Below are 26,666 nucleotides of genomic sequence, written 5' to 3'. Positions count from 1 at the left end.
CAAACCGGTGCCGGACGTGGCGCTCCCGCCGCGACCGTCCGCGGACGCCGGCGACGAGCCGAGCGAGGCCGAAGCGGACGCCCTGGCTTCCGCCAACGCCTCTGCCGAGGTCACCGCACGTAACGCGCAGAAGGTCAACGAGACGCTGGCCCTGGCCAAGTCGGACGCGAAGAACCCTCTGGCGGGCCACGAGGAGGCCGGCGCCAAGTCCGAGCCGACCATGACGCTGGCCTCACGCATCGACCGCGTGCTGGTGGGCGGCGGCGCGGACGACGTGCTGCTCAAGACCTACCCCACATACGCGCTCAACAAGGTCACCATGCACGGCCCCAAGGGCAGGATGCTGCTGGATAACGTGGGATTCTCCTGCTACGCCGGCCATTCCTATGCGCTGCTCATCCAGGACGACCCCGACTCCGGCCTGACCGCGGATGTGAAGCGCCGCACGCTCATGGGCGTGATGACCGGCCTGATCCATCCGGGGGCGGGCGCGGTGATGAACAAGAGCGCGAACATCGCCGAACTGGAGCCGATCGAGCTGCGCGGCCATCGCCTGGGCATCGTGCCGCAGCGTCACGCCCTGCAGCCGTATCTGGACGCCGAGAAGAACGTGCTGTACGCGATGAACGCCTCGAACCGCAACTTCCTCAAGCCCAAGCCGGTGATCGCCCGCGAGCTGCTGGCCAAGGTGGGCTTCACGGAGGCGACGAGCGGCGTGGCGGTCGGCAAGCTGCCCGAGGTGCAGCAGCGGCTGGTGGCCATCGCGCGCGCCATCAGCACCGAGGCTGAGGTGCTCATTCTCGACGAGCCGACGCACGGGCTGAATGAGGACGATACCGTAACCGTGTTCGCCGCGCTGGCCAAGCTGGCCCACAGCGGCGATCCTAAGCGCTGCGTGATCGTGCTCACCGCGTCCCGTGAGATCGCCGAGGCTGCGGATACGCTGTTCGAGATCTGACGTTTCGCGCGGGCGAGACGTTTTACGGTCTTGAGATGGCCGGGAGATTCGATAGTGAATCGAATCTCCCGGCCATTTGCGTTAAGGGGGTACATTCCGGGCAGTACCCTAATGGTGAAGGCATCAGAACCAATAACAAATCTTGGGGCCATGCGACCGAACTCTCGTTGGACTACCCCTCAGTCGCCTTCGGCGACAGCTCGTCCTGCAATTGCGGACGAACTTCGTTCGCGTTCTGTTGGCTCGACTGTCGTCTCGCACATTGCCTACAAACAGCTCCGCTGTTTGCTTCACGGCAATGTCCTGACAAGGGAAGCCGAGAATGAGACCATGTCAATTTTGATTTAACAGAGCCTTTGCATTACGGGGGATGATTTCCCGCGCTAACCTAGCGATGGAGACGTTGAAACCAATGACACGATTACGGAGGCGGGCGGCAATGAGCGGATATATTCCAACGGTCCAGCAGATCGACGAGCTGCATAGGAAGATCGCGCCGTCCGAGGAGGCCTACGAGCTGGTGCACACGCACTGCGTGATCGTGGCCACCATCGCCTGCCAGATCGTGCGCCGGCAGAACGCGCTGTTCACGCGGCGCTGCACGTTACCGAAGGACGCGCCGGAATGGGGCGACCGCGCGGTTACGACGGCCGCTACCACCACGACTGCCGCTGGCAATGACGCGGCTGCGCGCGATGCAGGCCAGTCCGATGCCACCGCGACCTCCTCCCCCAGCGCGCCCGCCTATCTGGTGCCGCCCACCGCGGGCGTGACCGGAGGTCATGTGCCGCCGCGACTGCTGGACGAGCATCTGGTACTCATCGGCGGCCTACTGCACGACATCGGCACCTACAAGGTCTTCAAGCACGACGGCACGGACGGCGAACCGCTGAAGTTCAGCGGCAAGAAGTACATCCTGCACGGCCTCAAGGGCTATAAGTACCTGCTCAAGGAGGGCGTGGACGAGTCCATCGCGCAGTTCTGCCGCAATCACACCGGCGTGGGGCTCACGCGCGAGGACGTGATCCGGCAGGACCTGCCGCTGCCGCCGGACGACTACGTGCCGATGAATCTGGAACAGGAGGTGGTGATGTACGCCGACAAGTTCCACAGCAAGTCGGTGCCGCCGAAGTTCCTGACCGTGGACGCCTATACAAAGCGCGCCGAACGGTACGGCGAGGAGAACAAGGAACGTTGGCTGGATCTGGTGGCCAAGTACGGCGTGCCGGATATCCCGGCGCTGGCCGAAAAGTATCAGATGCGGCTGATCTGAGGCGCCACTGATCAGATGGAACGCAGACGGAAGGTGCCGTTGCGGTTGGAGGCCACGATCATCTGGTCGTTCTCCAGTACGTCCCAATCCTCCTGGTCGTAACCGGAGGAGGAGACCACCACGCCTGCGGGGTCGCCGTTCTCGTCCTGCAGGGCACGGTAGCGCATCACACGGTAGTCGGCGGCCTGTTCGCCGCGGCCGTACTCGTCGTAGATCTCCACGATGCGCGGGCTGGTGACCTCACGACCGGAGGCGCGCAGTGCCACGAGCTGGTCCTCGGACTGGATCATGCAGTTGTAGCTGGACTTCGGGTAGGCCTGGCGCAGTTCGCGCACGGCCTGGGCCACGGCCTCGTCGAGCGGGAAGCCGAAGCCGATGTACTCGAGGATCACGGCGAAGAAGATGGCGGAATCGGAGCGGCCGCCGGTGGACAGCAGGATGCTGTGGTCGACCGGGTAGGAACGGTTGGTCACGATGTTGCGGCCGTTGGCATCCGAGATGTCGCCGTTGTGGATGAAGCTCAGGCCGTTGGCGTAGAACGGGTGCTGGTTCTCCATGATGAGCGGCAGGTTGGAGCTGGCTAGGCGCAGGTGCCACAGGGCGCCGCGGGCGGGCTCGTTGGCGAGCGCCTCGAACGTGGAGTCGAAACGGGCGGCGATGGTGGACTTGTAGATCTTGGTGCCGGTTTCCGGGGTGGGGGCGCCGCCGTCGCGGATGTACGGGGCTTCGGCGGGGTCGGAGAGCTGCGCGACACCCCAACCGTCATTGTGGATCTCGGAGAGCTCGCGGAAGTCCGCAGCGTTCTCTGAGCCCAGAATGGCGTTGAGGCTCACGTTGAAGCCGGCCGTGGCGTATCCCAGTAATCTGCACATGGTATTTCAAGATACTGGAGTTCTTCAAGGACTTGCGGCGGGCGTTATAGGTGTTCCTTATAGGCCGCTTATAAGCGGGATTTACGTGTGGCGGGACGTGGCGGACGGACGGCGTTTTTGTCGCCTTTCCCGGCAACCGGGCGGCTCGCCGGCACCGCGGCCTCAGGCGCATGGACCAATCGGCCCAGACCGGATGTGGTGTCCATCGGATCGGGCACGGCGGCCGGGTCGGCCTTGTCGATACGCACGGATTCGGCGTATGCGCGCGGGAGCGGCTCGATGCGCTGCAGTCGCGGCGGACGGCGCGTGGACACGAACAGCGGCTGCACCTCCACCAGCGGGTTGTACGGCGCCAGACCGAACCACTTGACCGGCGAACCGGCCACGCGGCGGATGGTGTACTTGGCCTGCAGCGAGAGCGCGCCCCACGCCGAGACCTTGGACTCAGGCATGAGCGCCTTGTGGATGAGCACATAGCGGATGGTGCCGATGTCCGGGTCGGAGTCGACCTTCGGGTAGATGGACTTCTGCTTGGGCAGCTCGCCGGACTTGGACAGATCGTGCATGATCTGGTGGATGTAGGCCGGGATGGACTGCGAGACCTTGAATCCCAGCCGGATGCGCACGCGGTAGATGTAGTTGGTGTCGAAGCGCTCCACCGAGTATTCGCGGGTGAACGGCTCGTCGGTGGTCTCCACGCTCACGGCCCACCATGCGCGGGCGCGCTTGGGATGGTCGGCGAAGATGGAGAAGAAGATGTCCGTGTCGAGTCGTTTGGTCTCGGAATCGGAGGTCAGGTAGACGATGTTGTCCGCGAAGTACGGGATGCGGAAGTCGCCGTGCAGCTTGTCGAGCGCGGGCAGGAAGTCCTGCGGCTGCATGTGACGGCGTTGCGCGCGTTCCAGTTTGGTGCCCTGGTCCCAGGTGACCATGACGAACAGGATGGCGCAGGTCAGCAGGCAGGTGAACCAGCCGCCGTGCAGGAACTTGGCCATGGATGCCACGAAGAACAGGGTCTGGATGGCCAGGAACAGCACCACGAACACGGACGCCCAGAACCGCCGGCCGGAATGCCAGATGTAGACGCCGAGCAGCACGGTGGTGGTGATCATCGTGACGGTGAGCGCCAGGCCGTATGCGGCGGAGATGTGCTCGGAATCCTTGAAGATGGCGAGCACGAGCAGCGTGGAGACGCACAGCACGCCGTTGACTACCGGGATGTAGAGCTGGCCGCGCGTGCGGGCCGGGTAACGCACCTGCAAGTGAGGCATCCAGTTGAGGCGCGTGGCCTCGGAGACCATGGTGAACGCGCCGGTGATGAGGGCCTGGGAGGCGATCACGCCGGCCGTGACCGAAAGGATCACGGCGAGGTAGCGCACGTTCGGGCTCATCATCTGGAAGAACGGGTTGAGCGTGCGCATGGTGGTGTAGTCCGGGTTGCGATCGTTGGCAAGCATCCATGCGCCCTGCCCGAAGTAGTTGAGCACCAGCGCCACCTTGATGAACGGCCAGGTGAAGTAGATGTTGCCGCGGCCCACGTGGCCCATGTCCGAGTAGAGCGCCTCGGCGCCGGTGGTGGAGAGGAACACGGTGCCCATGAGCGCGATGCCGGCCGCGTTGCGCGGGCTGAACAGGAACCGGACACCGTAGACCGGGTTCAGGGCCTCGAACACGGACCAGTCGTTGGAGAGGTTCGCCACGCCCACGATGGCCAGGAAGCTGAACCAGACGAGCACGATGGAGCCGAACACGCGGCCGATGCTTTCGGTGCCGCGCGACTGCACGGCGAACAGCACGACGATGATGACCACGGTGATCATCAGGGTCAGGCTCGGATTGTCGTCGAAGAGCTGTTCCAGCGGCGGCAATGTCTGCAGGCCCTCGACGGCGGAGCTGATGGAGACGGCCGGGGTGAGCACCGAATCGGCCAGGAACGCCGCGCCGCCGAGCATGGCGGGGATGGCGAGCCACGCGCCGTGACGGCGGATCAGGGAGTAGAGCGCGAAAATGCCGCCCTCGCCGTTGTTGTCGATGCGCATGGCGATGAGCACGTATTTGACGGTGGTGATCAGCGTGATGGACCAGAACACCAGCGAGAGCATGCCGAGCACCGCCGCGCGGTCCACGCTGCCGATGCCGCCCTGGCCGGACAGGAACGTCTGTGCGGTGTACAGGGGGGAGGTGCCGATGTCGCCGTAGACCACGCCGAGCGCCACGATGGCCATGCCCCACGTGATCTTATCCGGTCCGGACTGCAGGCGGGCCCACCATCGGCCGAGACGGCCCTTGGACGATGCGGAGGCAAGCTTTTCGGCCTCCTTGTTCTCGGCTTCCCTGAGTTTGGCGAGCGCCTCGCGCTCCTCGCGGGTCAGTGTGCGGCGGGAGACCTTGGGCGCATTGGTGAAGGTGTCCGCCCTGAGCAGGGCCTCTTCCTCCTGTTTGGCTTTGCTGATTGCCCTGGTCGCGGCTTTCGGGGCGCGCGAGGTTCGTTTATTCGACTCGGCCATACGTTCAGTCCTTTGCGCGGGACCAACCCCCACCCGCGACTTCCTCTGTCTAACTCAACACATCCTATCACGCTTGTTGCCGAATGTCATGGTAGCGCCGTAACGAAACCGTCACAACTTACAGAAATGCGGCGGACTGTCTGGTTTTTGTTCCGGCTCCTGTCTCCCCTTGTTAGAGGAGCTGGCGCCGTAGGCGACTGAGGGGCGCATCGAATATATGGACTACCCCTCAGTCAGCTTCGCTGACAGCTCCCCTGACAAGGGGAGCCAAGAATCGCACTAAATCCCGTACACCGTGCGGGTGGTGCGGCGAGTGCCGCGCGCCACCTCGGCCACGGGCAGGTCGAGCGTATCGGCCATGGCGCGCAGCGTGTAGGGAATCATGTAGGGCGCATTGGTGCGACCGCGGTAGGGCATGGGCGTCAGATAGGGCGCGTCCGTCTCCACCATGGCGTGGTCAAGTCCCACGATGCGCAGGGATTCGCGTATGCCGTCGTTGCCCTTGTAGCTCACCGTGCCGGAGAAGCTCAGGTACCAGCCCTGTTCGCGCGCGATCTCGGCCATCTCGCGGTCGCCGGAGTAGGAGTGGAACACCGTGCGTTCGGGGGCGCCGTCTGCCAGCAGGGTCTCGATGACCTCCTTGTGCGAGTCGCGGTCGTGGATCTGCATGGGCAGGTTCAGTTCCTTGGCGAGCGCGATGTGCGCGCGGAAGGCCTCGCGCTGGATTTCCATGGCCCCCGCGCCGGTGCGGAACAGGTCCATGCCGGTTTCGCCGATGGCCACCACCTGGTCGGGGTATTGCGTGGCGAGACGGTGCACTTCGGCGAGCGCGTCCTCGAAGCTTACGTCGTGGTAGGGCTTGTATTTAATGTCCAGACCGTCAGGGCCGGGCACGCCGCGGTGTCCGTGGAGCACGGCCTCGTTGGGATGAATTGCGAGCGCCGCGTGCACATTACCTGGATGATCGAGGGCCATCTGCACGGCGGTCATCAGGTGCGGCAACTCGCAACCGCAGTCGATGATACCCCCAATGCCGACACTTCGCGCCTGGGAGAGCAGCTGATCCACGTCGTACACCGGCACGGCGGGCTGTCCTTTGGCCTGCGCCTCATGGTCCATGGCCCGCGCGAAGGGGATCACGGAGGCCACATGGGTGTGGCTGTCGATGGTGTGGGCGTCTTCGGGCAGCGGCTCGGGGGCCGGTGCCCAGCTACGGTCGCGATGGTGCTTGCTCATGGCTTCCCAGTGTATGCCGCAGCGTTCACATCCTTCGGATGCCATTAAATCCGGGACTACCCCTCAGTCGGCTTCGCCGCCAGCTCCTCGCAATTGCAGACAAACTTCGTTCGCGTTTTATGGCTCGACTGTCGTCTCGCACATTGCCTGCAAACAGCCCTGCTGTTTGCTTTACGGCAATGTCCTTCAAGGGGAGCCAAGAGGAGGGGCGCCGCGGCGGCGCTCACCGCCAGCACTGGTCGTAGGGCAGGCCGGTGAGGCGTTCGACGACGTGGCGCACCTCGGGGTCCACGCTCGTCTTGGACCCGCCGTTGCGCAGTCGCGTGATTTCGGCCAGCACGATGGAATCGGTGCGCTTGTTGATCACCAGATGGGCGGAGACCATCCAGCAGATGATCATCGCGAAGGCGAACCAGCCGAGCAGCACCGCCCCCAGGCCGATTTTGGCACCGAACGACTGGGCGGGCAGCGTGGCGTCGAATCCCACGGCCCCCAGAATCACGCCCACGGCGATGGTGCCGAGGCCCGACCCGAGCTGGCGGAAGGACGCCTGGATGCCGGAGAACGTGGCCGACCGGTAGCGACGGGTGACGATCTGGTCGATGTCCGCGATGTACGGGAACACGGCCCACGGCAGGTAGCCGCACAACGATTTGAACGCGAAGAACCACAGCGCGCCGGCCACCGCGAATACGGTCCAGGCCGCGCCGGGCAGCACGCCGACGAGCATCCACGCGGCGAACAGCCACCCCACGCCCACCAGGCAGCCGAAGAAGTTGATGGCGTACAGGCGTTTTGGCCCGATCTTCGTCATGGCCCAGCCGAACACCGGCATGAGCGGCAGGGAGACCACCGCGCAGCCGAGCAGGAGCGAGGCAAACGCGGCGGTGTGGTTCCAGTTGTAGATCACGAAGAACACGAAGGTCTGGCCGAACACGTCCATCGAGACCTGCACGAGCAGGTAGATGGACAGGTGCTTGCGGAATTCCTTGATCCGCAGGGTGCTGGCGTATTCGCGCAGCACCTTGCCGGCACGCCTGAACCAGCCGGCCGCACCGATATGACCCTCGCGCACCTCGCCGCGCGCGTAGGCGCCGAATCCCGCGGCTTCCGGGCTCATCTCCCACGTGCTGCGCCAGCAGGCGAACACGGCGAGCGCGAACAGCACGGTGGTGGTGATGGTGAACGTCATGTATCCGGTGGGCGTGGTCTCACCGAATGTGGCGAGCACCGCGCTGCCGATCACGGGGATGGCCGTACCCGCGCAGGTGGAGATGAACAGTCGCACGGTGGAAAGTTTGGTGCGACTGTTGAAGTCGGGCGTCATTTCGCCGGGCAACGGGTTGTAGGCGGTCTGGAAGGCCTGCGCGAGCACCACCCAGAACACGTAGGCGGCCGCATATCCGGCCACCGGCAGGCCCGGAACCCACAGGAAGATGCCCAAAAGAATCAGCGGGCCGATGAGCATGAGCAGGAAACGGCGACGGCCGAACCTGCGGCCGATGTCGTAACGGTAGAGGTTGTCGTCCAGCACGCCGAACAGGAGGGCGGCCACGGCGCTGATGAGCGCGCTCAGGCCGATCACGGTCTGCGCGGTGGCGATGGACATGCCGCAGAACCGCGTCCAGAACAGGGACAGGTAGGTGGCGATGATGGTGAGCTGGCCGCCGCCGTAGAAGTCGCCGATGCCGAAGCCGATGGCCTGACGCAGGGTGACCTTGCGCGGCTGGTCGCCGGTCAGCGCCTCGCGCAGCGCCCGACTGGTGTCGTCTGACATGATTGCCTCCCGGCCCTGCGTGCGGGCTTGATAACGCCTCGGTCCCGTTACCTCAAGTGTAGTGAGCCGGGATGTCCTCGCGCCGGCCGTGTCAGCCGCGACGATTGCGGCGGACGGGCGACGGTCGGGACGACGGTCGCGTGGTCACTTCATGCGCGTGCCGATGAACTTGGCCACGGTGTCGATGAGGAAGCCGCCGATGGCGACGACGACCATCACCACCACCGCCTTGCCGAAGGCGCCGCCGAGCGATTGCAGGGCGCCCGTCCAGTCGGCCGCGAGCGTGGTGGCGGCCAATGCGATGTGTTCCATGATGATGCTCCTTTGCTGAGTCATTTCCCGGCTTCCCTGACGGGACATTGCCGTGAAGCAAACAGCAGAGCTGTTTGCGGGCAATGTGCGAGATGGCAGTCGAGCCAGTAACAATGCGAACGAAGTTTGTCTGCAATTGCGGACGAGCCGTCAACGACAGTACTGATGATCGGTCCGACGGGATCGCTCGGACCAGCACAACGAATCCGCGCTAATCGACGACGGTGCGCCGCTCCCCCACCGATCGCCGCACGATGATGGAGGTGTCCACCAGCGTGACCGTGTCCGACTGCTCGTCCTCGTTGCGCACGCCGAGCTCCGTCAGCTTCTCCATGAGCTGGGCGTCCGCGGGGTTGCGCAACGCGCCCGAATCGCGGCCGAGCAGTAGGCGGACCGCCGTCTGACCGAGTTGCGCGCGCGGGATGCGGATGGAGGTGATGGGCGGGGTGACGACCGGCGCGATGAGCGTGTTGTCGAAGCCGATCACGGAGACGTCCTCGGGCACACGCACGCCGTCGGCGGTCAGTCGCAGCACGATGCCGGCAGCGATGAGATCGTTGTACGTGATCACGGCGGTGGGCCTGGAACCTTCCAGCGCGAGGGCCGCCTGGTAGCCGCCCTCCACGGTGGGATGCACCGGGCCGATCTGGTTCATGCGGAAGCCCATGCGCTGACCGATGTCGTGCAGGCAGGACCAGCGCGACTGGTTGGCCCAGGAAGCGCCCGGTCCGGCCACGTAGGTCACGGCCGTGTGATGGTAGCGTCGCAGCAGGCTCAGCGCGCGCACCACGCCGATGCGCGGGTCCGGCACCACGCTGGGCACGCCGTCCACGGGCCGGTTGAGCACCACGAGCGGCACCTGCTTGGCGTAGTTGCGGATGAAGTCGATGCCGGGCGCGTCCGAGGCGAGGATGATGCCGTTCACCTTGCCTTTGAGATGGTTGAGCATCTGCTGGGTGCGCGGCTGGGATTGGCCGGTTTCGATGATGCCGACGGCACTGTCCGATTCCATGGCCGTGATCTGCGCGCCTTTCAGGATCTGCGAGGAGACGCCGTCGGCCGTGTCTTTGACCACGAGTGCGACGATGCCGCCGCCCGTGGCAGCGGGCTTGCCGTTGCCCTGCGGGATGGCGGTGGCGTGCGATTGGTGGGTTCGAGACGATTGGGTCGCGGTGGAATCGCTGGCCGAGACGGTTTCGCCGGCGGTCTGGCCGAGGGGCGACGGGCTGTCGATCGTGCCGAATCCGGACTGTTGCGAGGAATCGCCGTCGTTGGCGGCGAGGCCGGCGACGGTTGCGGATTCGGGCCCGCCGGCACTGGCGTTCCGGTGCCGCGGGTTGGGTCGGTAGCCGAGTTCGGCAGCCACGGCGCGCACATGCTCCACGGTCTGGAAGTTCACGCGGCCGGGGTTGCTGAACACGCGGGAGACGGTGGAGATGGCCACGCCGGCCGCATCCGCCACGTCGCTCAGACGCACCCGATCCGTAGCCTTGCGCTGTGCCATCGTCACCTCTTTCCCCTACGTGCGCTTGGATTCCATACTATAGCGATAGAGAAGTGGCTCCCCTCAGCGAGGGGAGCCTTCGCGGCACAGCCGCTCACCTCACCTACGGGAAGTCCACCGGACTTCCCGCTTCACGGCTCGGCCCTCAGCGAGGGGAGCCAGGGGTCAGGCCTGCTGAGCCTCGGTGGCAGAGCGACGCTCGGCGAGCTCGGCCTTGATCTGCTTGAACTTCGCCTCGGTGACCGGGTAGAAGAACATGATCGCGGCGGAGATCACGAAGCCGATCAGCGGCACGAGGCCGGCGGCGAGGCGCAGGTTCTCGGCGACGGTCGGATCCTGGGCCACGTTCATGCCGGACTTGTAGCCGGTGAAGGCGAGGATGGCCGGGCCGAGCCAGGAGGTCAGGGCGCCGAACATCTGGCGGAAGAAGCTCAGGCCGGCCATGGCGGCGCCATCGGTGCGCTTGCCGGTCTTCCACTCGTAGTACTCAACGGTGTCGCCTTCCATGCCCCAGACGTAGTTGCCGCAGAACTGGGCGCCGATGGCGTTGAGGGCCAGGCCGACGAGGGACAGCCACACGTTGGTGACGAAGATGAACATCACGCCACCGAGGATGCCGAGGGCGCAGCCGAGGTACCAGCCGCCCTTCTTGCCGAGGTGGCGGGCGATGACCGGGCCGAACGGGGAGGCGATCACGCCGATGGAGGCGTTGATCAGAGTGACGAGGGTGGTGATGAGGGCCAGGGTGCCGGCGTCGGCGCCGTTGGCGAGGACTTCCTTGGCGATGATCGGTCCGATGGAGCCCACGCAGGTGGCGATCAGGTAGAAGCCGGTGGCGAAGCACAGGATGAGCAGGGCCGGGTTCGTGAAGATGGCCTTGAGGGTATCGGCGAAGGAGACCTTGGGCTGGGTCGGCACGTCGATCTGCTCGATGGTGGTCTTGTACAGGAAGACGTAAATCAGTGCGCCGACGAGGCAGAAGATGCACACGATCGGGAGCATCAGCTTGGCGAGGGCGGCCTGATCCTTGACGTTGTTGATGGCCGGAGCCAAGGTGAAGGTGACGATGAGGCCGAACAGAGCGCCGCCGACCATACGGGCGGAGGACAGGCGCTGACGCTCGTTCTGGTCCTGGGTCATGGCACCGAGCAATGCACCGTAGGGCACGCCGCCGAGGGCGCCGAGCAGCTGGTACAGCAGGTAGGTGACGATGGCCCATGCCACCTTGATGCCCATCTCGGCGTCGGCCGGAATGGTGTACATCAGGCAGATGGCGACCATCATCGGCACGCCGAAGGCGACGACCAGACGACGGAACTTGCCGTTCTTGTTCGGCTTGACGCGGTCAGCGTAGTTGCCGGCGAGCAGGTAGACGACGGCCTGGAAGAAGCGCGCGAACAGGAAGATGTTGGCGGTGGTCACCGGGTCGATGCCCATGTAGATGTAGTAGGTGGCCAGGAACATCGACATCATTCGCCAGCCGATGTTGTTGGCCAGATCGCCGGAACCATAGCCGACGATGTTCAGCCAGGTCAGCTTCTGCGGCGTCTTCTTCGCCGGCTGCGCTGTTGCAGTGCTCATGCTTGAGAACTCCTTAGTTCTTTCCTTGTGTTCCACGGTGCGCCGCAGGTCCTCTCCTGCACCACACCGCTCGCCGTTGCCGGGGCAGCGGCAAATCTTGTTGTTACCTTTCCTGGCTCCTCTCTTTGAGGGGAGCTGTCGAACGAAGTGAGACTGAGGGGAGCGCCACGGTTAGCTCCTCAGGGGCTCCCCTCAGTCAGCTTCGCTGACAGCTCCCCTCAGAGAGGGGAGCCAAGATAGGGTTTTCGGCTCCCTGTATCGCCTACTTGATCAGGCAGGGCAGGGACGGGCTGGACTCGGCGGACATGCCGATCGCGTTGACCGCGATCACGGACGCCGTGTAGTTGCCGGCCGTCAGACCCGACACGCTCTTGGCCTCCTCGCCGGCCTCGGCCTTGACCACCTTGACGGTGTTCTCGGTGAGGTTGCGCAGGGTCAGCACGTAGGAGGTGACCGGGGTGCCGCCGTCGGCCGGGGCCTGCCAGGTCACGTTCATCGTGTCGCCGGAGGAGGTGACGCCGGGCTTGTTGGGCTTGGCGGGCACGGCGGCCACGATGATCGGCTCGCTCGGCTCGGACGCCGGGGAGACCTTGTCCTCGCCGGTGGTGGCTTCGATGGTCACCTGGTAGGTGCCGCGGGCCACGTTGGCGAACGTGTAGGCGGTGGTGCCGATCGGCGCCCAGGCGGTGCGCTTGGGCAGGTCGGAGGCCGGGTCGACCGGGGTCAGGTGGATGTTGGTGCCGCCCTTGCCGAAGCCGGAGCGGGTATCCACGTCGTCCCAGGAGACGGCCACGGAGCCGGACTCCACGAGCAGCTCGGCCACCGGGGCCTTCGGAACCGGCAGCAGGTCGTCCACCTCGTTGGCGTCGGCACGGCCCACCTTGAAGGCGGCGGAGGTGGCGCTTTCGCCCTCGCCGATCTCGTTGCGGCCCTGGACGGTCACGGTCCATTCGCCGGCCGGCACGTCCGCGATGAGCGCGTGGGTGTCGGTGCCGTTCACCGCGGCAGGGATCACCTCGCCGGCGGCGTTGGTCAGGGTGAGCGTGGTGCCCAGAATCGGCGAGCGGCCGTCGGAGGCGAACGCCCAGCCGACCTGCACGTCATGGGCCTGCACGGAGACGGTCACGTCCATGGGTTCGGACGGGATGGCCGGCATGTGGTGATCGGCGTAGACGGCGATCTCCACGAGCTGCAGGGCGTATTCGTCATGCTCGTTCGGGTTGGCGCGCAGCTTGGAGGCCTCGACCTTGACGAAGCGGACGTCGTCCACCGGGGAGAAGTCGAAGGCGCGGGCCTTGCCGTTGTCCGGCAGGGCGTAGCCGTGCTTGTCCACGACCTTGGTCCAGGCGTTGCCGTCGGCGGAGACGGAGATGGTGAAGTCGACCGGGAAGCCCTGGCCCTGGTTCGGGTCGAAGGCGCGGTGGCCGGCCGCGAACTCCTGCACGCCGCCGACGCCCTCGCCCTCGCCATGGAAGGCCTCGGCCACGGTGCCGCCGGGATTCTCGCCGCGCGGGGCGAGCACCACCTGGGACACGGTGGTCGGATGGGCGAGCTTCAGCACCACCCATTCGTCGTGGTTCTCGGCGCTCGGCTCGCTGGACCAGCCGAAGTGGTTGTAGTCGGCGTTGAACTCGCCGTCCACCAGGGAGGCGGCGGTCCAGCCGTTGCGCTCGGAGGAGGAGCTCACGCGCACGGTGGCGCCCAGGGCCTTGTTGGCGGCCTGGCATGCGCACGGCATCTTGCCGGCCGTGAACTTCACGGTGATGGTCACGGTGTCGCCGTTCTCGCCGGTGTATTCGATCTGACCGGTGTATTCCTTGCCGGATTCGAGGCCGGCCACGTTCACCGTGTAGAACAGCTCCTGCTCATGGCGCAGGTTGCCGGCGAGGCGTTCGAAGCTGATGGAGCCGTTGGCGTCGTCCACCACGCGGGCGGTCCACTTCTCGCTCAGGGCGCCGCCCTCCTGCTTGAGGTGCAGGCAGTGCTTGACGTTGCGGGAGACCCAGTCCACGGTGCCGAGGTCGATGACCGGCCTGTTGGAGCCGATCTTGGCGGGCGCCGGGCGGCCGATCCAGCCGAGGAAGTTGTCCTCGGTGAACTTGAGCTTGCCGTTCTTGACCACGCTCAGCGTCTCGATGAGCTTGGACTCGTAGGTCTCCACCTCGCCGGGCACGTGGATGGTGATGGGCAGCTCGGTGAACTCGCCGTGCTCCACCTCGATGGTCTTGGAGCCGGATTCGACCTCGCGCACGGTGCCGTCCTGCGTGTTGAGCGCGGAGACGGTCCAGCGGACCTCGAGTTCGGTGCCGTCGATCTCCTCGTCGTTGTAGACGAGCAGCGTGCGCTGGGAGGCGGTGCCGAGCTGGTAGATGCGGTGCGGCAGGCCGAGGCGCGGTTCCTTGTCGAATTCCTTGTCGAACGCGGCCACGTCCGAGTAGGAGTTGGCGAAGTAGCGGTAGCCATCGCCCTCGATCCAGCGGGCGTCGCCCTCGGCGGTCGGGTCGAACTGCGGGCGCAGCAGGGCCTTCGGGTTCAGGCCGTGCTTGGTGTGCTCCTGGTCGAGCTCGATGACCTTCTCGATGTTGTCGTAGATGAACATGGACAGGCAGAACGGCTTCCAGTTGGCCATGCGCGTGGTGCGCACGCCACGGGTCACGCGGCCCACCTCGCGGCCGAAGTCGGCGCGGGAGATGGTGTCCGGGTTGCCGTTGAGGCGGCCGTGGTAGATGTCCTTGATGGTGCCGTCCTCGGCGTACTGCGGGATGCCGGCGGTGGACACGGAGAACTCCTCGCCCGCGCCGAGCGGCAGGTCGCCGTCGATTTGGTAGAGGTCGTAGATGTCCGGGGCGCTGGTCATGCCGGAGGGATAGCCGCCGAAGTAGTGGCGGGAGTCCTCGTTGGTGATCGGCTTGTTGAAGCCGTCGTTGATGACCATGCGGGTCGGGTCCTCGCGGTTCGCGGCGGCTTCCAGCGGCGGGATGAGGATCTCGGCATCGTTCGGGTTCCAGGCCTCGTTCGTGGTGGACCACAGCACGATGGACGGGTGGTTGCGGTACTCGCGCACCCAGCGCTCGACCCACTCGGTGTAGTAGCCGATGGCCTCGTCGGAGTAGTTGAGGTAGTACGGCGGATCGAGGGACACGTTGGAGGTGGAGCCCGGGTTCCAGAAGGCGGTCTCCTCCTCGAGGAGCATGCCGGTCTCGTCCGCGTGGTCCATGAGCACGTGCGAGGGCACGGAGCGGATGTGGTTGCGGATGATGTTGCAGTTGGCGTGGCGGTAGGCGTCCAGCCAGACCTTGGCCATCTCGTCCATGGCGTGGTTGTCGTCCAGAATCACGCCATAGGCGTCGCCGATCTCGTTGATGAGGTCGCGGTCGCCCTGGTTGAGCAGGCACAGGGAGTCACCGCGCAGGCGGATCTTGACGCCGTTGATGATGTACTTGTCGTCTTCGCGCCAGAACTGGCGGAAGCCGAAGCGGTCGGACAGCTCGTGGATCGAGGCGGCGTCGGCCGGCGCGGAAGCGGGGGCGATGGCGGCGTCCACGGTGTACAGGAACGGGTCGGTGCGGGACCAGTAGTGGGCGGTCGGCCAGCCCTTGGCCAGCTTGACCACGGTCTCCTTGCCGGCCGGGGCGTGCACGGCCGCGGGCTCGAAGGTGAGCGAGGCGGTTTCGGTGTCGCCCTTGACCGGGTGGACGGCGGCGGCGAGCGTCAGGTCGGCGTCCTGGCCGGTGTGGTTCACGATAGTGACGTTGACGGCGAGCTCATCGTCGGACGGGTCGGCGTTCTTCTTGAGGTCGGGCATGATCTGCAGGTCGTCGATGCGCAGCTTCGGCTTGGTGACGATCTCCACGTCCTCGCCGATGCCCACGCGGCCCACGATGTTCTCCACGCCGAATGGGAAGAGTAGACGGTCCGGACCACCCTCGGTGGCCAGCGCGTCCTCCGGCAGGGCCTTGACGGACCACACTTCGATGCGGATCTCGTTGGCGCCGGGCTTGACCGCATCGTTGATGTCGAGGTCGTACGGCAGCAGGGTCATGAGGTAGCCCTTGGTGGTGAGCGGGCCGACGGACTGGCCGTTGACGAACACCTTGCCGAGCGTGGCGAGCGCGCCCACGTGCAGGAACACGTCCTCGTCCGTGATGTTCTCCGGCAGGTCCACGGTTTTGACGTACACGCCGTGGCGCAGGCCCTTCTCCCACTCGGCCGGGTAGCCGGTGGTGCGGCTCAGCGAATCCCACCAAGTCGGCACGACGATGTCATAGCGTTCTTCCCCGCCGTTCGGGTAGAAGTCCCACACGCCATTGAGGTTGAGCCTCATTGCAGTCCCTTTCTTGCACATCCTTGCAATTCCCGGGCCGAAACCTTCTTCGGTCCGCCGGGTCATCCCGGATCACGACTCACAAGATAGGACCGTGCGTACGTTTGCCGTTTTTTGCCATGCCGGTTTTGCTGTTGTTTGCCATTGTTTGCCATTTCTTGCCGTTGTCTCCGCGGCCGATTCGGCGCGGTATTGCCGCTCTTTGCCAATTCCGGCGAATATGGCATCATTCATGGCCCTCGCGCGCGGAGCGAAGGTAGACTCTCCAGACAGAGATTCGCCCTATTGTCCAGTTCAACATCGGAGTGTCTGCACATGTCTCGTCTGTCTCGCGCGCTGAAGATTCGCACGGTTATGGCCGCAGCCGTCGCCGTCGGCTTGGTCGGCACGGCTGCCGGATGCGGCGGCACGTCCGGCGGCGGCGCGGCGAACGGCAACGGCGTCACCGAAATCACGCTGTGGACCTGGCAGTCCACCATCAGCGACTTCGTCACCGCGTTCGAGAAGGCCCACCCGAACATCAAGGTGAAGGTGACCAACGCCGGCGCCAACGAGGACGAATACATGCAGCTGACCAACGCGCTCAACGCGGGCCGCGGCATCCCGGACCTCGTCTACCTCGACTTCAACGCCGTGCACCAGTTCGCCATCTCCGACCAGCTGCGCAGCGTGAACGATTACGGCTTCAAGAGCATCCGCGGCGACTTCACCAAGGCCGCGCAGAACAACGTGACCGTGAACGGCCAGCCGTACGGCCTGCCGATCTCCTCGGGCCCGATGGTGATGTTCTACAACCAGGACGTGCTCGCCAAGGCGGGCGTGAACGAGGCGCCGACCACGTGGGACGAGTACCGCGAGGCCGCCGAAAAGATCGCGGCCATGCCCGGCAGCGCGCACATCACCAACGACACGGGCGACGGCGGCTTCATCAGCTCCATGCTCTGGCAGGCTGGCGCCAAGCCGTTCAGCGTGGACGGCACCACCGTGGGCGTCGATTTCGGCGGCAGGAACGTGAAGAAGTTCACCGGCATGTGGCAGTCGATGCTGGACAGCAAGCTCATCGATACCTCCACCACCGGCTGGACCGACGACTGGTGGCGCAAGCTGGACGACGGCTCCATCGCCACTATGCTGACCGGCGCGTGGATGGTCTCCTCCATGCAGAAGAATCTGACGCGCACCAAGGGCTCGTGGCGCGTGACCACGATGCCGCAGTACTCGACCGGCGAACATGCGAACGGTGAGAACGGCGGCGGCGCGCTGGCCCTGCCCAAGGGCTCGGACGACGCCAAGGCGCAGGCGGCCTATGAATTCGCGGAATGGTTCGCACACGGCGACGGCGTGCAGGTGAACCTTGAGCAGGGTGGTCTGCCGCCGCTCAATTCGGTGCTCTCCGACCCCGATTGGCTGAATGAGAAAGACCCGTTCTTCGGCGGCCAGGCCACACATCAGGTGATTGCGCAGGCCTCCAAGGATGTGACCACGGACTTCGAATACCTGCCGTACATGGCGTACGCGAACTCGATCGCGGTCGATTCCATCGGCCAGGTCTACCACGGCAAGACCACGCTGCAGAAGGCGTTGGTGCAATGGGGCGACGCCTTGAAGACCTACGGCCAGCAGGAAGGCTTCACGGTCAAGTAGGTTCGTCGTGATGGCGAGGACGGGGGCGCCTTGCCGGCTGAGGGACGGCCGGCTTCCCCGGTTACGCAGCTTCCTCCGGTTCGGCGTCTTTGGCGCGCAAAAAAGAAACCCGGCGGAGGGAGCCGCCGGGTGAGAGAGAAGAGAGAAGAAGGGTTCAGTTATGGGGTTAAAACCTCGCCATCGGAATGGATTTCGTTGGTGAACTCCATCCGCTGACATGTATTAGTTAACCGCCCCTTACTGAGCGATTCGATGCGCTTGTCTGAAAATATTCTGGGCAAACTGTGTCGGGTTTGTGACGTCGCCCGACATCGATGGCGTCGTTGCCCGATGGATGCACGGTTGACCGGCAAATGCTCGGCCGACCAAGAGTCGCGCATTAGTCGCGCGTTACTTTTCACGAAACAAAGCCCGACCGCGTGAAAAAGTAACACTGAGCGGCAGTCAGCGTGCCTTTCTTTCGCAACAATCCCATACTTCGTGAAAAAGGCACGCTGAGTGCATGTCAGCGTGCCTTTTTCACGAAACCGGGAGATCGGGACCCGTATCGCGACCCCCGATCGCGGAGATTTCCGGCTTACTCGGCCTTTTCGGCGGCGAGCTTGGCCTTCTCGGCGGCCAGACGCTCGGCCTCGGCGGCGCGACGGGCGGCCAGCGCCTCGTCGAATCGCGCCAGCTCCTCGGCCACGGCCTCGGTGGGGATCTTGGCGAAGATCGGCGTGGGCTTCGGCACTACGGCGCCCACCTCGATCGGCTCGCTCTTCCACGGGTGCACGTTCACACCCAGCTGGTAGTCGCCGGTGATGATCGGGTAGGTGAAGCCGGGCTTGTCGAGATCCTCGACCTCGCGCAGCTCGGGCAGCGGCGAGAAGATGCCGGTGCCGCCGAGCGCCTCCCACACCTTCTGCGCGGAATGCGGCAGGAACGGCGCGAGCAGATGGTTCGCGTCGGACACGGCCTGGGCGGCCACGTGCAGCACGGTGCCGAGGCGGGCCGGGTCGTCCTTGATCTTCCACGGTTCGGTGGCGGAGATGTACTTGTTGATGTCGCCGACCACACGCATCGCCTCGGCGAGGGCGTGCTTCTGGTGGTGGGTCTCGATGGACGAGCCGACCACGTCGAACGCGGCGGCGGTCTCCTCAAGCAGGCCACGGTCCTCGTCGGTCATGGAGTCCTCGTCCAGGGCCGGGATCTGGCCGAAGTTCTTGTTGATGAGGTTGGCCACGCGGTTGACGAGGTTGCCCCAGGAAGAGGCCAGCTCCTCGTTGTTGTGGCGCACGAACTCGGCCCAGGTGAAGTCAGAGTCAGAGGATTCCGGACCGGCCACGGAGATGTAGTAGCGCACGGCGTCCACCGGATAGCGGGACAGGATGTCCTTGACGTAGATCACGATGCCGCGGGAGGAGCTGAACTTCTTGCCTTCCATGGTCATGAACTCGGAGGCCACCACCTGCTCGGGCATGTTGAGCGGGCCCATCGGACCGGTCTCGCCGCCCTTGGAACCCTGGCCGTTGTAGGCCAGCATCTCGGAAGGCCAAATCTGGGAGTGGAAGGTGATGTTGTCCTTGCCCATGAAGTAGTAGGCCGGGCAGGTCGGGTCGTTCCACCATTCGCGCCACTTCTCCGGGTCGCCCTGGCGGCGGGCCCATTCGATGGAGGCGGACAGGTAGCCGATCACGGCGTCGAACCACACGTACAGCTTCTTGTTCGGGTTGTCAATCCAGCCCTTGACCGGCACCGGGATGCCCCAGTCGATGTCGCGGGTGATGGCGCGCGGCTTGACCTCCTTGAACAGGCCGAGCGAGAAGTTGATGACGTTGGTGCGCCAGCCCTTACGGGTCTCCAGCCACGCCTTGTTGGCCTCGGCGAGCGCCGGCAGGTCGAGGAAGTAGTGCTCGGTCTGCTCGAAGCGCGGGGTCTCGCCGTTGATCTTGGAGACGGGGTTGATGAGCTCGTCCGGGTCCAGCTCGTTGCCGCAGGCGTCGCACTGGTCGCCGCGGGCACCCTCGGCACCGCAGATCGGGCATGTACCTTCGATGTAGCGGTCGGGCAGGGTACGGCCGGTGGACGGGGAGATGGCCACCTGCTGGGTGCCCTTGTAGATGTAGCCGTTCTCCAGGCACTGCTTGAACATCTCCTGCACCACATGCTCGTGGTTGCCGGTGGTGGTGCGGGTGAACAGGTTGTAGCTCAGGCCGAGGTCGCACAGATCCTTGGCGATCACGCGGTTGTAGCGGTTCGCCAGCTCCTGGGCGGTCACGCCCTCCTTCTCGGCTTCCACCAGGATCGGGGTGCCGTGTTCGTCCGTGCCGGAGACCATGAGGACATCATTGCCCTTCATGCGCTCGTAGCGCGCGTAGACATCGGAGGGCACGCCGAATCCAGCGACGTGGCCGATATGACGGGGGCCGTTCGCGTACGGCCAAGCAACATTCACCAAAACATGACTCATAAGGTCAAAGTTTATGCCTGCCCTTGGGCAGAACGCCGCCGAGCCATGGAAGCGGCCGTAAAAACGGCTCTGCTGGGCCATTTTGCGACCGCCATCCAAATCAGCACGGCACAGCCGATTGTTCAGCGGCCTTTCCAGCCCAGAAGCACCGACTTTCTGTATTCCAAAGACCGCAAATCTCCTTTCCAGCGGTCCTTTCAGTACAGAAACGCACGACTTCTGTACTCAAACGACCGCAAATCGCCATTTCAGCGGTCTTTCCAGCCTAGAATCCACTGTCTTCTGTACCGAAAAGACCGCAACCCCTCCTCTCCGACATCACTTATCCACCGACTTATCCACATTCCCTGACCGAGACGGGCAAGTTATCCACTTATCCACCGTTTCGCGGTCGGCGGTGGCGCGGTACCGGTCGCCCCGTTTATGGTCGGGACATGGATAACACAGCACGAAACCCCAGAGCGCCGGCCAAGCCGCCGGCCGGCAGCATCTCCTCCGCCACCAGGGCGTCCATCTCCTCGCGAATCCCAGCCCGTCAGGAGACGGCCACGATTCCGCCGGTCCTGTTCACCAAGGATCTGCCCGGACCGCTCAGTCTCAATCGTCTGGCCGCGTTCGGCACGGTCACCAAGCTCGACGAAACCGCCGGATACTGGTCCGACCACGCCACCACGCTGTACGGCCGGGCCACCATCATCTCCAGCATCGCGCCGTTCGGCACCGTGGCCTGCATGTTCACGGCCGCATGGGTGTGGCTGGGAGGCGACCGCTTCCCAGCCACCATCGACGTGATCTCCACCTCACACTTCCGTTCCACGTCCGCGGGCCGCCGCATCCGCGTCTTCCGGCGGCTCACGCTGCCCGAGCAGATCATCAAACTGGGCCGTCTGCCCATCACCACGCCGGCCCGCACGGCATGCGATCTGGCGATGATGCCGGAGGGCGCGGCCCCGCCCACGCTTATCAACGACGTGGTCTGCCAGCTGATGAGCGCGTACCGGTTCCGGGCGAACGACTGCCTGAGCATCATCAAGGAGCATCGCCATCACAAATACGCCGGCCGGGCGCGCGCGTTTTTCGAGGCGATTCAGCGGGAGATGGACGACGTGCCGGTTGATTCGATGGTTCGGCCCTCCCGGTCCGATACCCGGCCCGGCACTAAGAAACCGCAGGCGACATCGGACGCGGATACTGAAGCACGGCCGAGCCGGGAACCGGATTCGGAACCGGGGGCAGGCGCATGATCGGGCGGCATCGCGCGAAAACCGGACGATTGGGGTCGTTGCGGCAACGGCAGCGGCTGCCGGGAGAAACCGCGGGCAACGAATCGGCCGCCGATGCGATTCCCGACATGACCGCGCCGCCCGAGCCGCCGATCGTCCTGACGCCGGCCGTGGCCTGTTCGCCGGATACCGACCCGGACGTGCTGTGGCACATCGCGCGTAACGTGCCCGAACTACGTCGCTGGCTGGTGGCCAACCCGCAGGCTGACGCCGGACTGCTTGAATACGTCTCCCAGGCCGGCGGGCCGGGTGTCAGGCGAGCGCTGGAGATACTGCTGGAATCGATGGAGGAGGAGTGATCAGCCCTTGATTTCCAGGACGGCCGCGTAAACCTGCTTGCGGTTGGCCAGCGAGCCGTCCGCCTGCGGATGCTCCTGCACCACCTGCGCGATGGCGTCCTTGATGCGAATGCCGTCTTCCAGCGCGCGGTCGATGGCGAGCACGGCCATGTCCTCGATGCTCAGGCTGCTGGGCGCGGCGGCCTCGGCCTCCTCGTCGGAGGCGCCGCCGATCACCAGCACCATCTCGCCTCGCGGCGGGTTGTCGATCACGCCCTGGCGAATCTCGCCGATCGGCCCACGACGGATTTCCTCGTAATCCTTGGTGAGCTCGCGGCACAGGGCCATCGGACGATTCGGGCCGAAGGCGTCGAGCAGGTCGTCCATGGAATCGGCGATGCGGTGGGGCGTCTCGTAGAACACGATGGTGCGGCGCTCCCCCAGCATCGTACGCAGGTACTGCACGCGCTCGGCATGCTTGCGCGGCAGGAAGCCCTCGTAGCAGAAACGGTCGGTGGGCAGACCGGAGAGGGCGAGCGCGTCGAGCACGGCGGAGGGGCCGGGCGCACAGGTGACGGGCAGACCACGTTCGATGGCGCGGCGCACGATGGCCAGGCCGGGGTCGTTGATGGTGGGCATGCCGGCGTCCGAGACCACGAGCACGGTGGCGCCGGTCTCGACCTGATCGAGCAGGCCGTCCGCCTTGCCGCGTTCGTTGTGATCGTGGTAGGCCACGACGCGGCCGTTCACATGCACGCCGAGGCGGCGGGCGAGGTCATAGAGACGGCGCGTGTCCTCGGCGGCCACGATGTCCGCGCGTTCGAGCAGCGCGACCAGGCGGGCGGAGGCGTCGCCGGTGTTGCCGATCGGGGTGGCGGCAAGCACCACGGTTCCGGCGGGGATGGTCACGGCCGCGGCACTGACCGCCGTGGTGACGCTGGTCTCGGTTTCCTCCGGACTGTCGACGTTCACCTCTTGCGTGCCCTTGAGACCTTCGGAGTCTTCGGCGCCGTCAGCGTTTACGACGTCGCCGGTGTTGCTTTCAACGTTTTCGATGCCCTCGACGTCATCGGCGCTGGCGGCGTCTTCGAGGCTGGACTGTTCGGTGAAATCGGCTGCATTCGTCATACCCCCAGTATTCCCCAAGCCACGGAGCAACGGCGATCCTTTGCGCGGTTTTGCGGGTGAAAAAGAAAATGGGCCGCTCGCGGTGGAATGAATGCAAGCGACCCAAGTGGAGCTGACGGTAGTCGAAACCGCGACCTCTTCGATGCGAACGAAGCGCTCTACCAACTGAGCTACAGCCCCTTGGATTGTTGCTCTGCTCCGCAAAGCAACTCGCATAAATATAGTACGAGGGGCGGTCAAACGCAATTCGGGCCGTCAGTGTGTTGTGAGGTGGCGTGTTGAAGGCACGCGGCGGAGTGCGCCGGAGCGGCCGGCGGCGGCACACAGGTCACATGCCCGGAATCACGGAATCGCCGGCAGCACACCGAAAAGCAAGCATCACCTCTCCAGCACGCGCAGCACCTTCTTCTCGTTGTAGAACGCGAACACGATGCCACCCAGGCCGCATAGCACCGCCGCACACACCGCCGCGATGCGGTAGCCCGCACCGGACGCCATGCCGATCGTGGAGACGCCGGTGAACAGCAGCATCGCCACGGACTGGCCCATTTTCATCGCGAACGTGCGGGCGGCGTAGAACATGCCCTGCCGATCCTGACCGGTCACGCGCGAGCTGGCGTCGGCGATGTTCGCCACGATGGCCTGCGGCAGGATGCCGAACGCGGCCATCGGAATCGCACCCACCACCGAAAGAATCAGACCCTGAGCCATCGCCGGCATGAAGGCGAGCGCACCGGAGCCGAGCGCACCGGCGAACGCGAACGCGCAGGTGAAGATCACGAACGCCACGAGCAGCAGACGCTTCTTGCCCACGCGGTTGGCGAGCAGGTTCACGGGCAGGTAGAACAGCACGGACACGCCGGTCATGAGCACGAAGTAGATGGTCGTGGTGGTTTCCGGCAGCTTGAGCAGGGAGGTCACGAAGAACGGCAGGCCGGTCTGGAAGGTGGTGATGGCCACCCAGTAGACCACGTCGGAGCAGACGAACTTGCGGAATTCGCCGTCGCCGAAGGTCTGCTTGAGGGATTCGATGGTCGATTCGGAGGTGGGCTGCGAGTTGACGTAGTCCTTCTCGCGGATGGCCAGCGGCGGGATCAGCATGCACACGAACGCCACGGCGGCCATGATGGTGAAGGTCACGCGGATGGCGGTGATGCGGCCCAGTGCGGGCACCAGTCCGCCCCAGATCACGGGCGCCACGTACGCGATCGCCGTGCCGAACACCCAGGTGAACGAGATGGCGGTGGAAATGGTCAGCTGCTGCTTGGAGTCGTGGCCGAGCTCGGCGATGAGCGCGTTGTACGGCGTGCAGTAGAACGTGAGGGCGATGTAGTAGCCGATCACGGTGACGAACAGGAACGCGGCGTTGACCCAGCTGGTGCCGTTGATCGGGCTCCAGAACACGAGCACGGTGACGATGGCGAGCGGCGCGGCGGCGAACTTGAGGAACGGCATGCGACGGCCGGATTTGGCGTTGCACCGGTCGGAAAGTGAGGCCACGGCCGGGTCCACAAAGGCGTCGAAGAAGCGGGCGAAGGCGGTGATGCCGCCCACCACGGTCACGATGCCGAGCACCACGAGACCCTGCGGCACGAAGACGGTCTGGCCTTGGCTGATGGTCTCCTGGTCGGGCTGGTAGAAGTAGACGAGCCAGTTCGAGATGATGCCGGAGAGCAGCGCCCAGCCGAACTGGCCGATGGCGAAGGCCCACACCTTGGCGATCGGCAGGTCCTTGATCGCATGGATTGCACGTCCGTCCGATGCCGCGCCTGCGGATTGCGTGATGGAATCAGCCATTGTCGAACCTCCTTGTTGACACCATGTCAATAGCAGTGTATCACCGATGTCCCGGCGAACACCAACGACATTTCGCCATTTTCCCACCTCGGATACTCGGCTTCCAGCTTTCTCCCGCAAGTAAGCAAGACGGAAAATCCTGATCCGGCCCAGCAAAACCCTATTGAGCTAAGATCGGCACAGGTATCGCACGCCCCGGCCGCCTCTGGAAAGGATCGACGCCGACCGCGGACCGTCAGGGCGAGTCCGTCGACCGGGACCGGCATCTATGATGGCGTCATGACCGGTCTCGATGAGCAGCTTCCGCATACGATGGCATTCCCGCACGCCTTGGGCACGGGGTTGATTGTCCAGTCCGCGCTTGACATGGGTATGTCCATCGACGTTCCGCCTGTGCTGCGGGACGACGACGCCAACGTTGGCAGCCGCGCCAATACCAATGTCAGCAACCCGGTCACCCCCGGCAACAGCGCCTTCTTCGGAACCGACGATGCCGATGACCGTATCCTGCTGTATGACGCCATCGACATCCTCATCGACACGTACGAATCCGCACTCTCCCGCTTCCGCCCGGATTCGCCGGTATCGCGGATGCGCGGGGCCGAACATGGCGGCACATTCGTTTTCCCTGATTGGTGCGGCCCTCTGTTCGATTTGTACGATCGACTGTTCGAGGCCACCGGTGGCGCAATCGACCCGTGCGTAGGCGAGGATCTGATTCGGTTGGGGTACGACTCGTCCTACTCGTTCACCGTGTCGCCCGATGCCATTGAACCCGGCAAAGACGGCGATTCCGACAAACTCGGCACGCCCGACGCTTCCGGCAATCCGGCCGCGCTGAGCGTCAGCGCGTACGGCCAGTCCGTCACATGGCATTTAGGCGCGATTCATGGTCGGGCGACCTGGGAAACCGACGTGGAGCGTCATGGCACGACGCTGGTGACCCGCCGTCCGGTCGCGCTTGATTTCGGTGCGTGCGGCAAGGGCTATCTGGTCGATCTGATTGCGGGGATGCTGCGGGAACACACCGATGCATACGTTATCGATGCGGGGGGCGATTTGCTGATTCGCACGGTCGGCTACGCATCGAACGGCCACATGACGACTTGCGATGTTGCGGGCACGCCCGCGACCCACGATGAACCGGCCGCAACAACCGTCACCATCGCGCTTGAGGATCCCGCGGACCCAAGTCGTGCGGCAGGCACCGCAACGATGAGTAATGATGCGTTCTGCGCCAGCGCGCCCAGCCGCCGCCACTGGGGCGAAGCGGCCGGACACCAGCTGCATCATCTGCTCAATGCCATCGACGGTCTGCCGGTTGATGATGTGGCCGCCACATGGGTTGCGGTGCGTCCCGACCACAGATTCCCGACCGCCACGGCAGATGGTCTGGCGACCGCCACGGCAGACGGCCTGGCGACCGCCCTGTTCATCACGCCAGCCGAACAACTGCGCCATCACTTCGATTTCCAGTGCGCCATCCTCAACGCCGACCGCACCGCCGCCCAATCCCCCGATTTTCCAGGTGGGTTTTTCATGCATTAACGCAACCGGCTCCCCTCTTTGAGGGGAGCTGTCAGCAAAGCTGACTGAGGGGAGTCACGCCTGTACTGAACTGCGCCCTGGAAGTTGGACGTGGTTTATTAAGGGTACCTGATCAGGCTGTGAGGGACATGTTCCGGAATTCCTCCGGGGTGTGTCCCTCCAGTCGTTTCTGGCGTCGTTTGGTGTTCCAGT

General features: G+C 64.8%; 16 protein-coding genes, 1 tRNA gene and 2 pseudogenes. 6 read left to right on the top strand and 13 right to left on the bottom strand.

Annotated features, from left to right (window positions below):
- Window positions 1-37: 37 nt before the first annotated feature.
- Window positions 38-958 (top strand): annotated as a pseudogene (locus KIH81_RS10965) (ATP-binding cassette domain-containing protein); the annotation flags it as partial.
- A 439-nt stretch (window positions 959-1,397) separates the two neighbouring features.
- Window positions 1,398-2,231 (top strand): HD domain-containing protein, encoded by an 834-nt coding sequence (locus tag KIH81_RS10960; protein ID WP_214305350.1) that lies wholly within the window; start codon window positions 1,398-1,400, stop codon window positions 2,229-2,231.
- Between the two features lie 11 nt (window positions 2,232-2,242).
- Here KIH81_RS10960 and KIH81_RS10955 read toward each other — a convergent pair whose 3' ends face one another.
- The 8 genes from KIH81_RS10955 to KIH81_RS10920 all read right to left on the bottom strand — a co-directional run bounded on the left by KIH81_RS10955 (window position 2,243) and on the right by KIH81_RS10920 (window position 16,344).
- A complete protein-coding gene (locus KIH81_RS10955; protein WP_214305349.1) occupies window positions 2,243-3,103 on the bottom strand; it encodes a class II glutamine amidotransferase in 861 nt (286 codons plus the stop codon).
- Window positions 3,104-3,171: 68 nt separating this feature from the next.
- Entirely contained in the window at window positions 3,172-5,610 is a 2,439-nt protein-coding gene (locus KIH81_RS10950) for a KUP/HAK/KT family potassium transporter (RefSeq protein ID WP_214305348.1), read from the bottom strand.
- Between the two features lie 279 nt (window positions 5,611-5,889).
- Window positions 5,890-6,846: a TatD family hydrolase gene (locus KIH81_RS10945; RefSeq protein WP_214305347.1), complete on the bottom strand. Its 957-nt coding sequence runs from the start codon at window positions 6,844-6,846 to the stop codon at window positions 5,890-5,892.
- 223 nt (window positions 6,847-7,069) lie between these two features.
- Window positions 7,070-8,623 carry an MFS transporter gene (locus KIH81_RS10940; RefSeq protein WP_214305346.1) on the bottom strand — a complete coding sequence of 518 codons (1,554 nt, stop codon included), beginning with the start codon at window positions 8,621-8,623 and terminating at the stop codon, window positions 7,070-7,072.
- 144 nt (window positions 8,624-8,767) lie between these two features.
- Window positions 8,768-8,935: a hypothetical protein gene (locus tag KIH81_RS10935; protein WP_214305345.1), complete on the bottom strand. Its 168-nt coding sequence runs from the start codon at window positions 8,933-8,935 to the stop codon at window positions 8,768-8,770.
- 211 nt (window positions 8,936-9,146) lie between these two features.
- Window positions 9,147-10,439 (bottom strand): LacI family DNA-binding transcriptional regulator, encoded by a 1,293-nt coding sequence (locus KIH81_RS10930; protein WP_214305344.1) that lies wholly within the window; start codon window positions 10,437-10,439, stop codon window positions 9,147-9,149.
- 165 nt (window positions 10,440-10,604) lie between these two features.
- On the bottom strand, window positions 10,605-12,020 hold the full coding sequence (locus KIH81_RS10925) for an MFS transporter (RefSeq protein ID WP_214305343.1): 1,416 nt from the start codon (window positions 12,018-12,020) through the stop codon (window positions 10,605-10,607).
- Between the two features lie 262 nt (window positions 12,021-12,282).
- Window positions 12,283-16,344, bottom strand: a complete 4,062-nt coding sequence (locus KIH81_RS10920; protein ID WP_214305342.1) for a fibronectin type III domain-containing protein — start codon at window positions 16,342-16,344, stop codon at window positions 12,283-12,285.
- 315 nt (window positions 16,345-16,659) lie between these two features.
- Between KIH81_RS10920 and KIH81_RS10915 the strand changes: the two genes are divergently transcribed.
- Entirely contained in the window at window positions 16,660-17,988 is a 1,329-nt protein-coding gene (locus KIH81_RS10915; RefSeq protein WP_214305341.1) for an extracellular solute-binding protein, read from the top strand.
- A 577-nt stretch (window positions 17,989-18,565) separates the two neighbouring features.
- Here KIH81_RS10915 and metG read toward each other — a convergent pair.
- Window positions 18,566-20,440 carry a methionine--tRNA ligase gene (gene metG, locus KIH81_RS10910; RefSeq protein ID WP_214305340.1) on the bottom strand — a complete coding sequence of 625 codons (1,875 nt, stop codon included), beginning with the start codon at window positions 20,438-20,440 and terminating at the stop codon, window positions 18,566-18,568.
- Between the two features lie 512 nt (window positions 20,441-20,952).
- Between metG and KIH81_RS10905 the strand changes: the two are divergent.
- Together KIH81_RS10905 and KIH81_RS10900 are read left to right on the top strand one after the other, a co-directional pair.
- Window positions 20,953-21,567, top strand: a pseudogene (locus tag KIH81_RS10905) (hypothetical protein); the annotation flags it as partial.
- Window positions 21,568-21,680: 113 nt separating this feature from the next.
- On the top strand, window positions 21,681-22,022 hold the full coding sequence (locus KIH81_RS10900; protein WP_236029557.1) for a variant leucine-rich repeat-containing protein: 342 nt from the start codon (window positions 21,681-21,683) through the stop codon (window positions 22,020-22,022).
- Here KIH81_RS10900 and rsmI read toward each other — a convergent pair whose 3' ends face one another.
- The 3 genes from rsmI to KIH81_RS10885 all read right to left on the bottom strand — a co-directional run bounded on the left by rsmI (window position 22,023) and on the right by KIH81_RS10885 (window position 24,842).
- Window positions 22,023-23,129, bottom strand: a complete 1,107-nt coding sequence (rsmI, locus tag KIH81_RS10895) for a 16S rRNA (cytidine(1402)-2'-O)-methyltransferase (protein WP_214305339.1) — start codon at window positions 23,127-23,129, stop codon at window positions 22,023-22,025.
- Window positions 23,130-23,236: 107 nt separating this feature from the next.
- Window positions 23,237-23,309 (bottom strand) — tRNA-Ala (locus KIH81_RS10890).
- 198 nt (window positions 23,310-23,507) lie between these two features.
- Complete coding sequence (locus KIH81_RS10885) at window positions 23,508-24,842, bottom strand: MFS transporter (RefSeq protein ID WP_214305360.1); 1,335 nt, start codon at window positions 24,840-24,842, stop codon at window positions 23,508-23,510.
- A gap of 363 nt (window positions 24,843-25,205) precedes the next feature.
- On the opposite strand from KIH81_RS10885, the gene KIH81_RS10880 reads away from it, so the two are divergent.
- Complete coding sequence (locus tag KIH81_RS10880; protein WP_236029556.1) at window positions 25,206-26,474, top strand: FAD:protein FMN transferase; 1,269 nt, start codon at window positions 25,206-25,208, stop codon at window positions 26,472-26,474.
- Window positions 26,475-26,586: 112 nt separating this feature from the next.
- Here the strand turns inward: KIH81_RS10880 and KIH81_RS10875 are convergent.
- Window positions 26,587-26,666: IS3 family transposase (locus tag KIH81_RS10875; protein WP_214305358.1), on the bottom strand; the 80-nt coding region annotated here is incomplete at its 5' end.

Origin of the sequence: Bifidobacterium miconisargentati (genome assembly GCF_019331675.1) — a bacterium.
GTDB classification, from domain to species: Bacteria; Actinomycetota; Actinomycetes; order Actinomycetales; family Bifidobacteriaceae; genus Bifidobacterium; species Bifidobacterium miconisargentati.
This window is presented reverse-complemented; position numbering and strand designations above follow the sequence as displayed.

Bases quoted from the DNA above. Each gene is read 5' to 3' on its own strand.
- KIH81_RS10955 (WP_214305349.1), bottom strand. From the start codon at position 3,103: ATGTGCAGATTACTGGGATACGCCACGGCCGGCTTCAACGTGAGCCTC.
- KIH81_RS10925 (WP_214305343.1), bottom strand. From the start codon at position 12,020: ATGAGCACTGCAACAGCGCAGCCGGCGAAGAAGACGCCGCAGAAGCTG.
- KIH81_RS10920 (WP_214305342.1), bottom strand. From the start codon at position 16,344: ATGAGGCTCAACCTCAATGGCGTGTGGGACTTCTACCCGAACGGCGGG.
- metG (WP_214305340.1), bottom strand. From the start codon at position 20,440: ATGAGTCATGTTTTGGTGAATGTTGCTTGGCCGTACGCGAACGGCCCC.
- KIH81_RS10880 (WP_236029556.1), top strand. From the start codon at position 25,206: ATGACCGGTCTCGATGAGCAGCTTCCGCATACGATGGCATTCCCGCAC.
- KIH81_RS10960 (WP_214305350.1), top strand. From the start codon at position 1,398: ATGAGCGGATATATTCCAACGGTCCAGCAGATCGACGAGCTGCATAGG.
- KIH81_RS10900 (WP_236029557.1), top strand. From the start codon at position 21,681: ATGATCGGGCGGCATCGCGCGAAAACCGGACGATTGGGGTCGTTGCGG.
- KIH81_RS10915 (WP_214305341.1), top strand. From the start codon at position 16,660: ATGTCTCGTCTGTCTCGCGCGCTGAAGATTCGCACGGTTATGGCCGCA.
- rsmI (WP_214305339.1), bottom strand. From the start codon at position 23,129: ATGACGAATGCAGCCGATTTCACCGAACAGTCCAGCCTCGAAGACGCC.
- KIH81_RS10945 (WP_214305347.1), bottom strand. From the start codon at position 6,846: ATGAGCAAGCACCATCGCGACCGTAGCTGGGCACCGGCCCCCGAGCCG.
- KIH81_RS10935 (WP_214305345.1), bottom strand. From the start codon at position 8,935: ATGGAACACATCGCATTGGCCGCCACCACGCTCGCGGCCGACTGGACG.
- KIH81_RS10930 (WP_214305344.1), bottom strand. From the start codon at position 10,439: ATGGCACAGCGCAAGGCTACGGATCGGGTGCGTCTGAGCGACGTGGCG.
- KIH81_RS10950 (WP_214305348.1), bottom strand. From the start codon at position 5,610: ATGGCCGAGTCGAATAAACGAACCTCGCGCGCCCCGAAAGCCGCGACC.
- KIH81_RS10940 (WP_214305346.1), bottom strand. From the start codon at position 8,623: ATGTCAGACGACACCAGTCGGGCGCTGCGCGAGGCGCTGACCGGCGAC.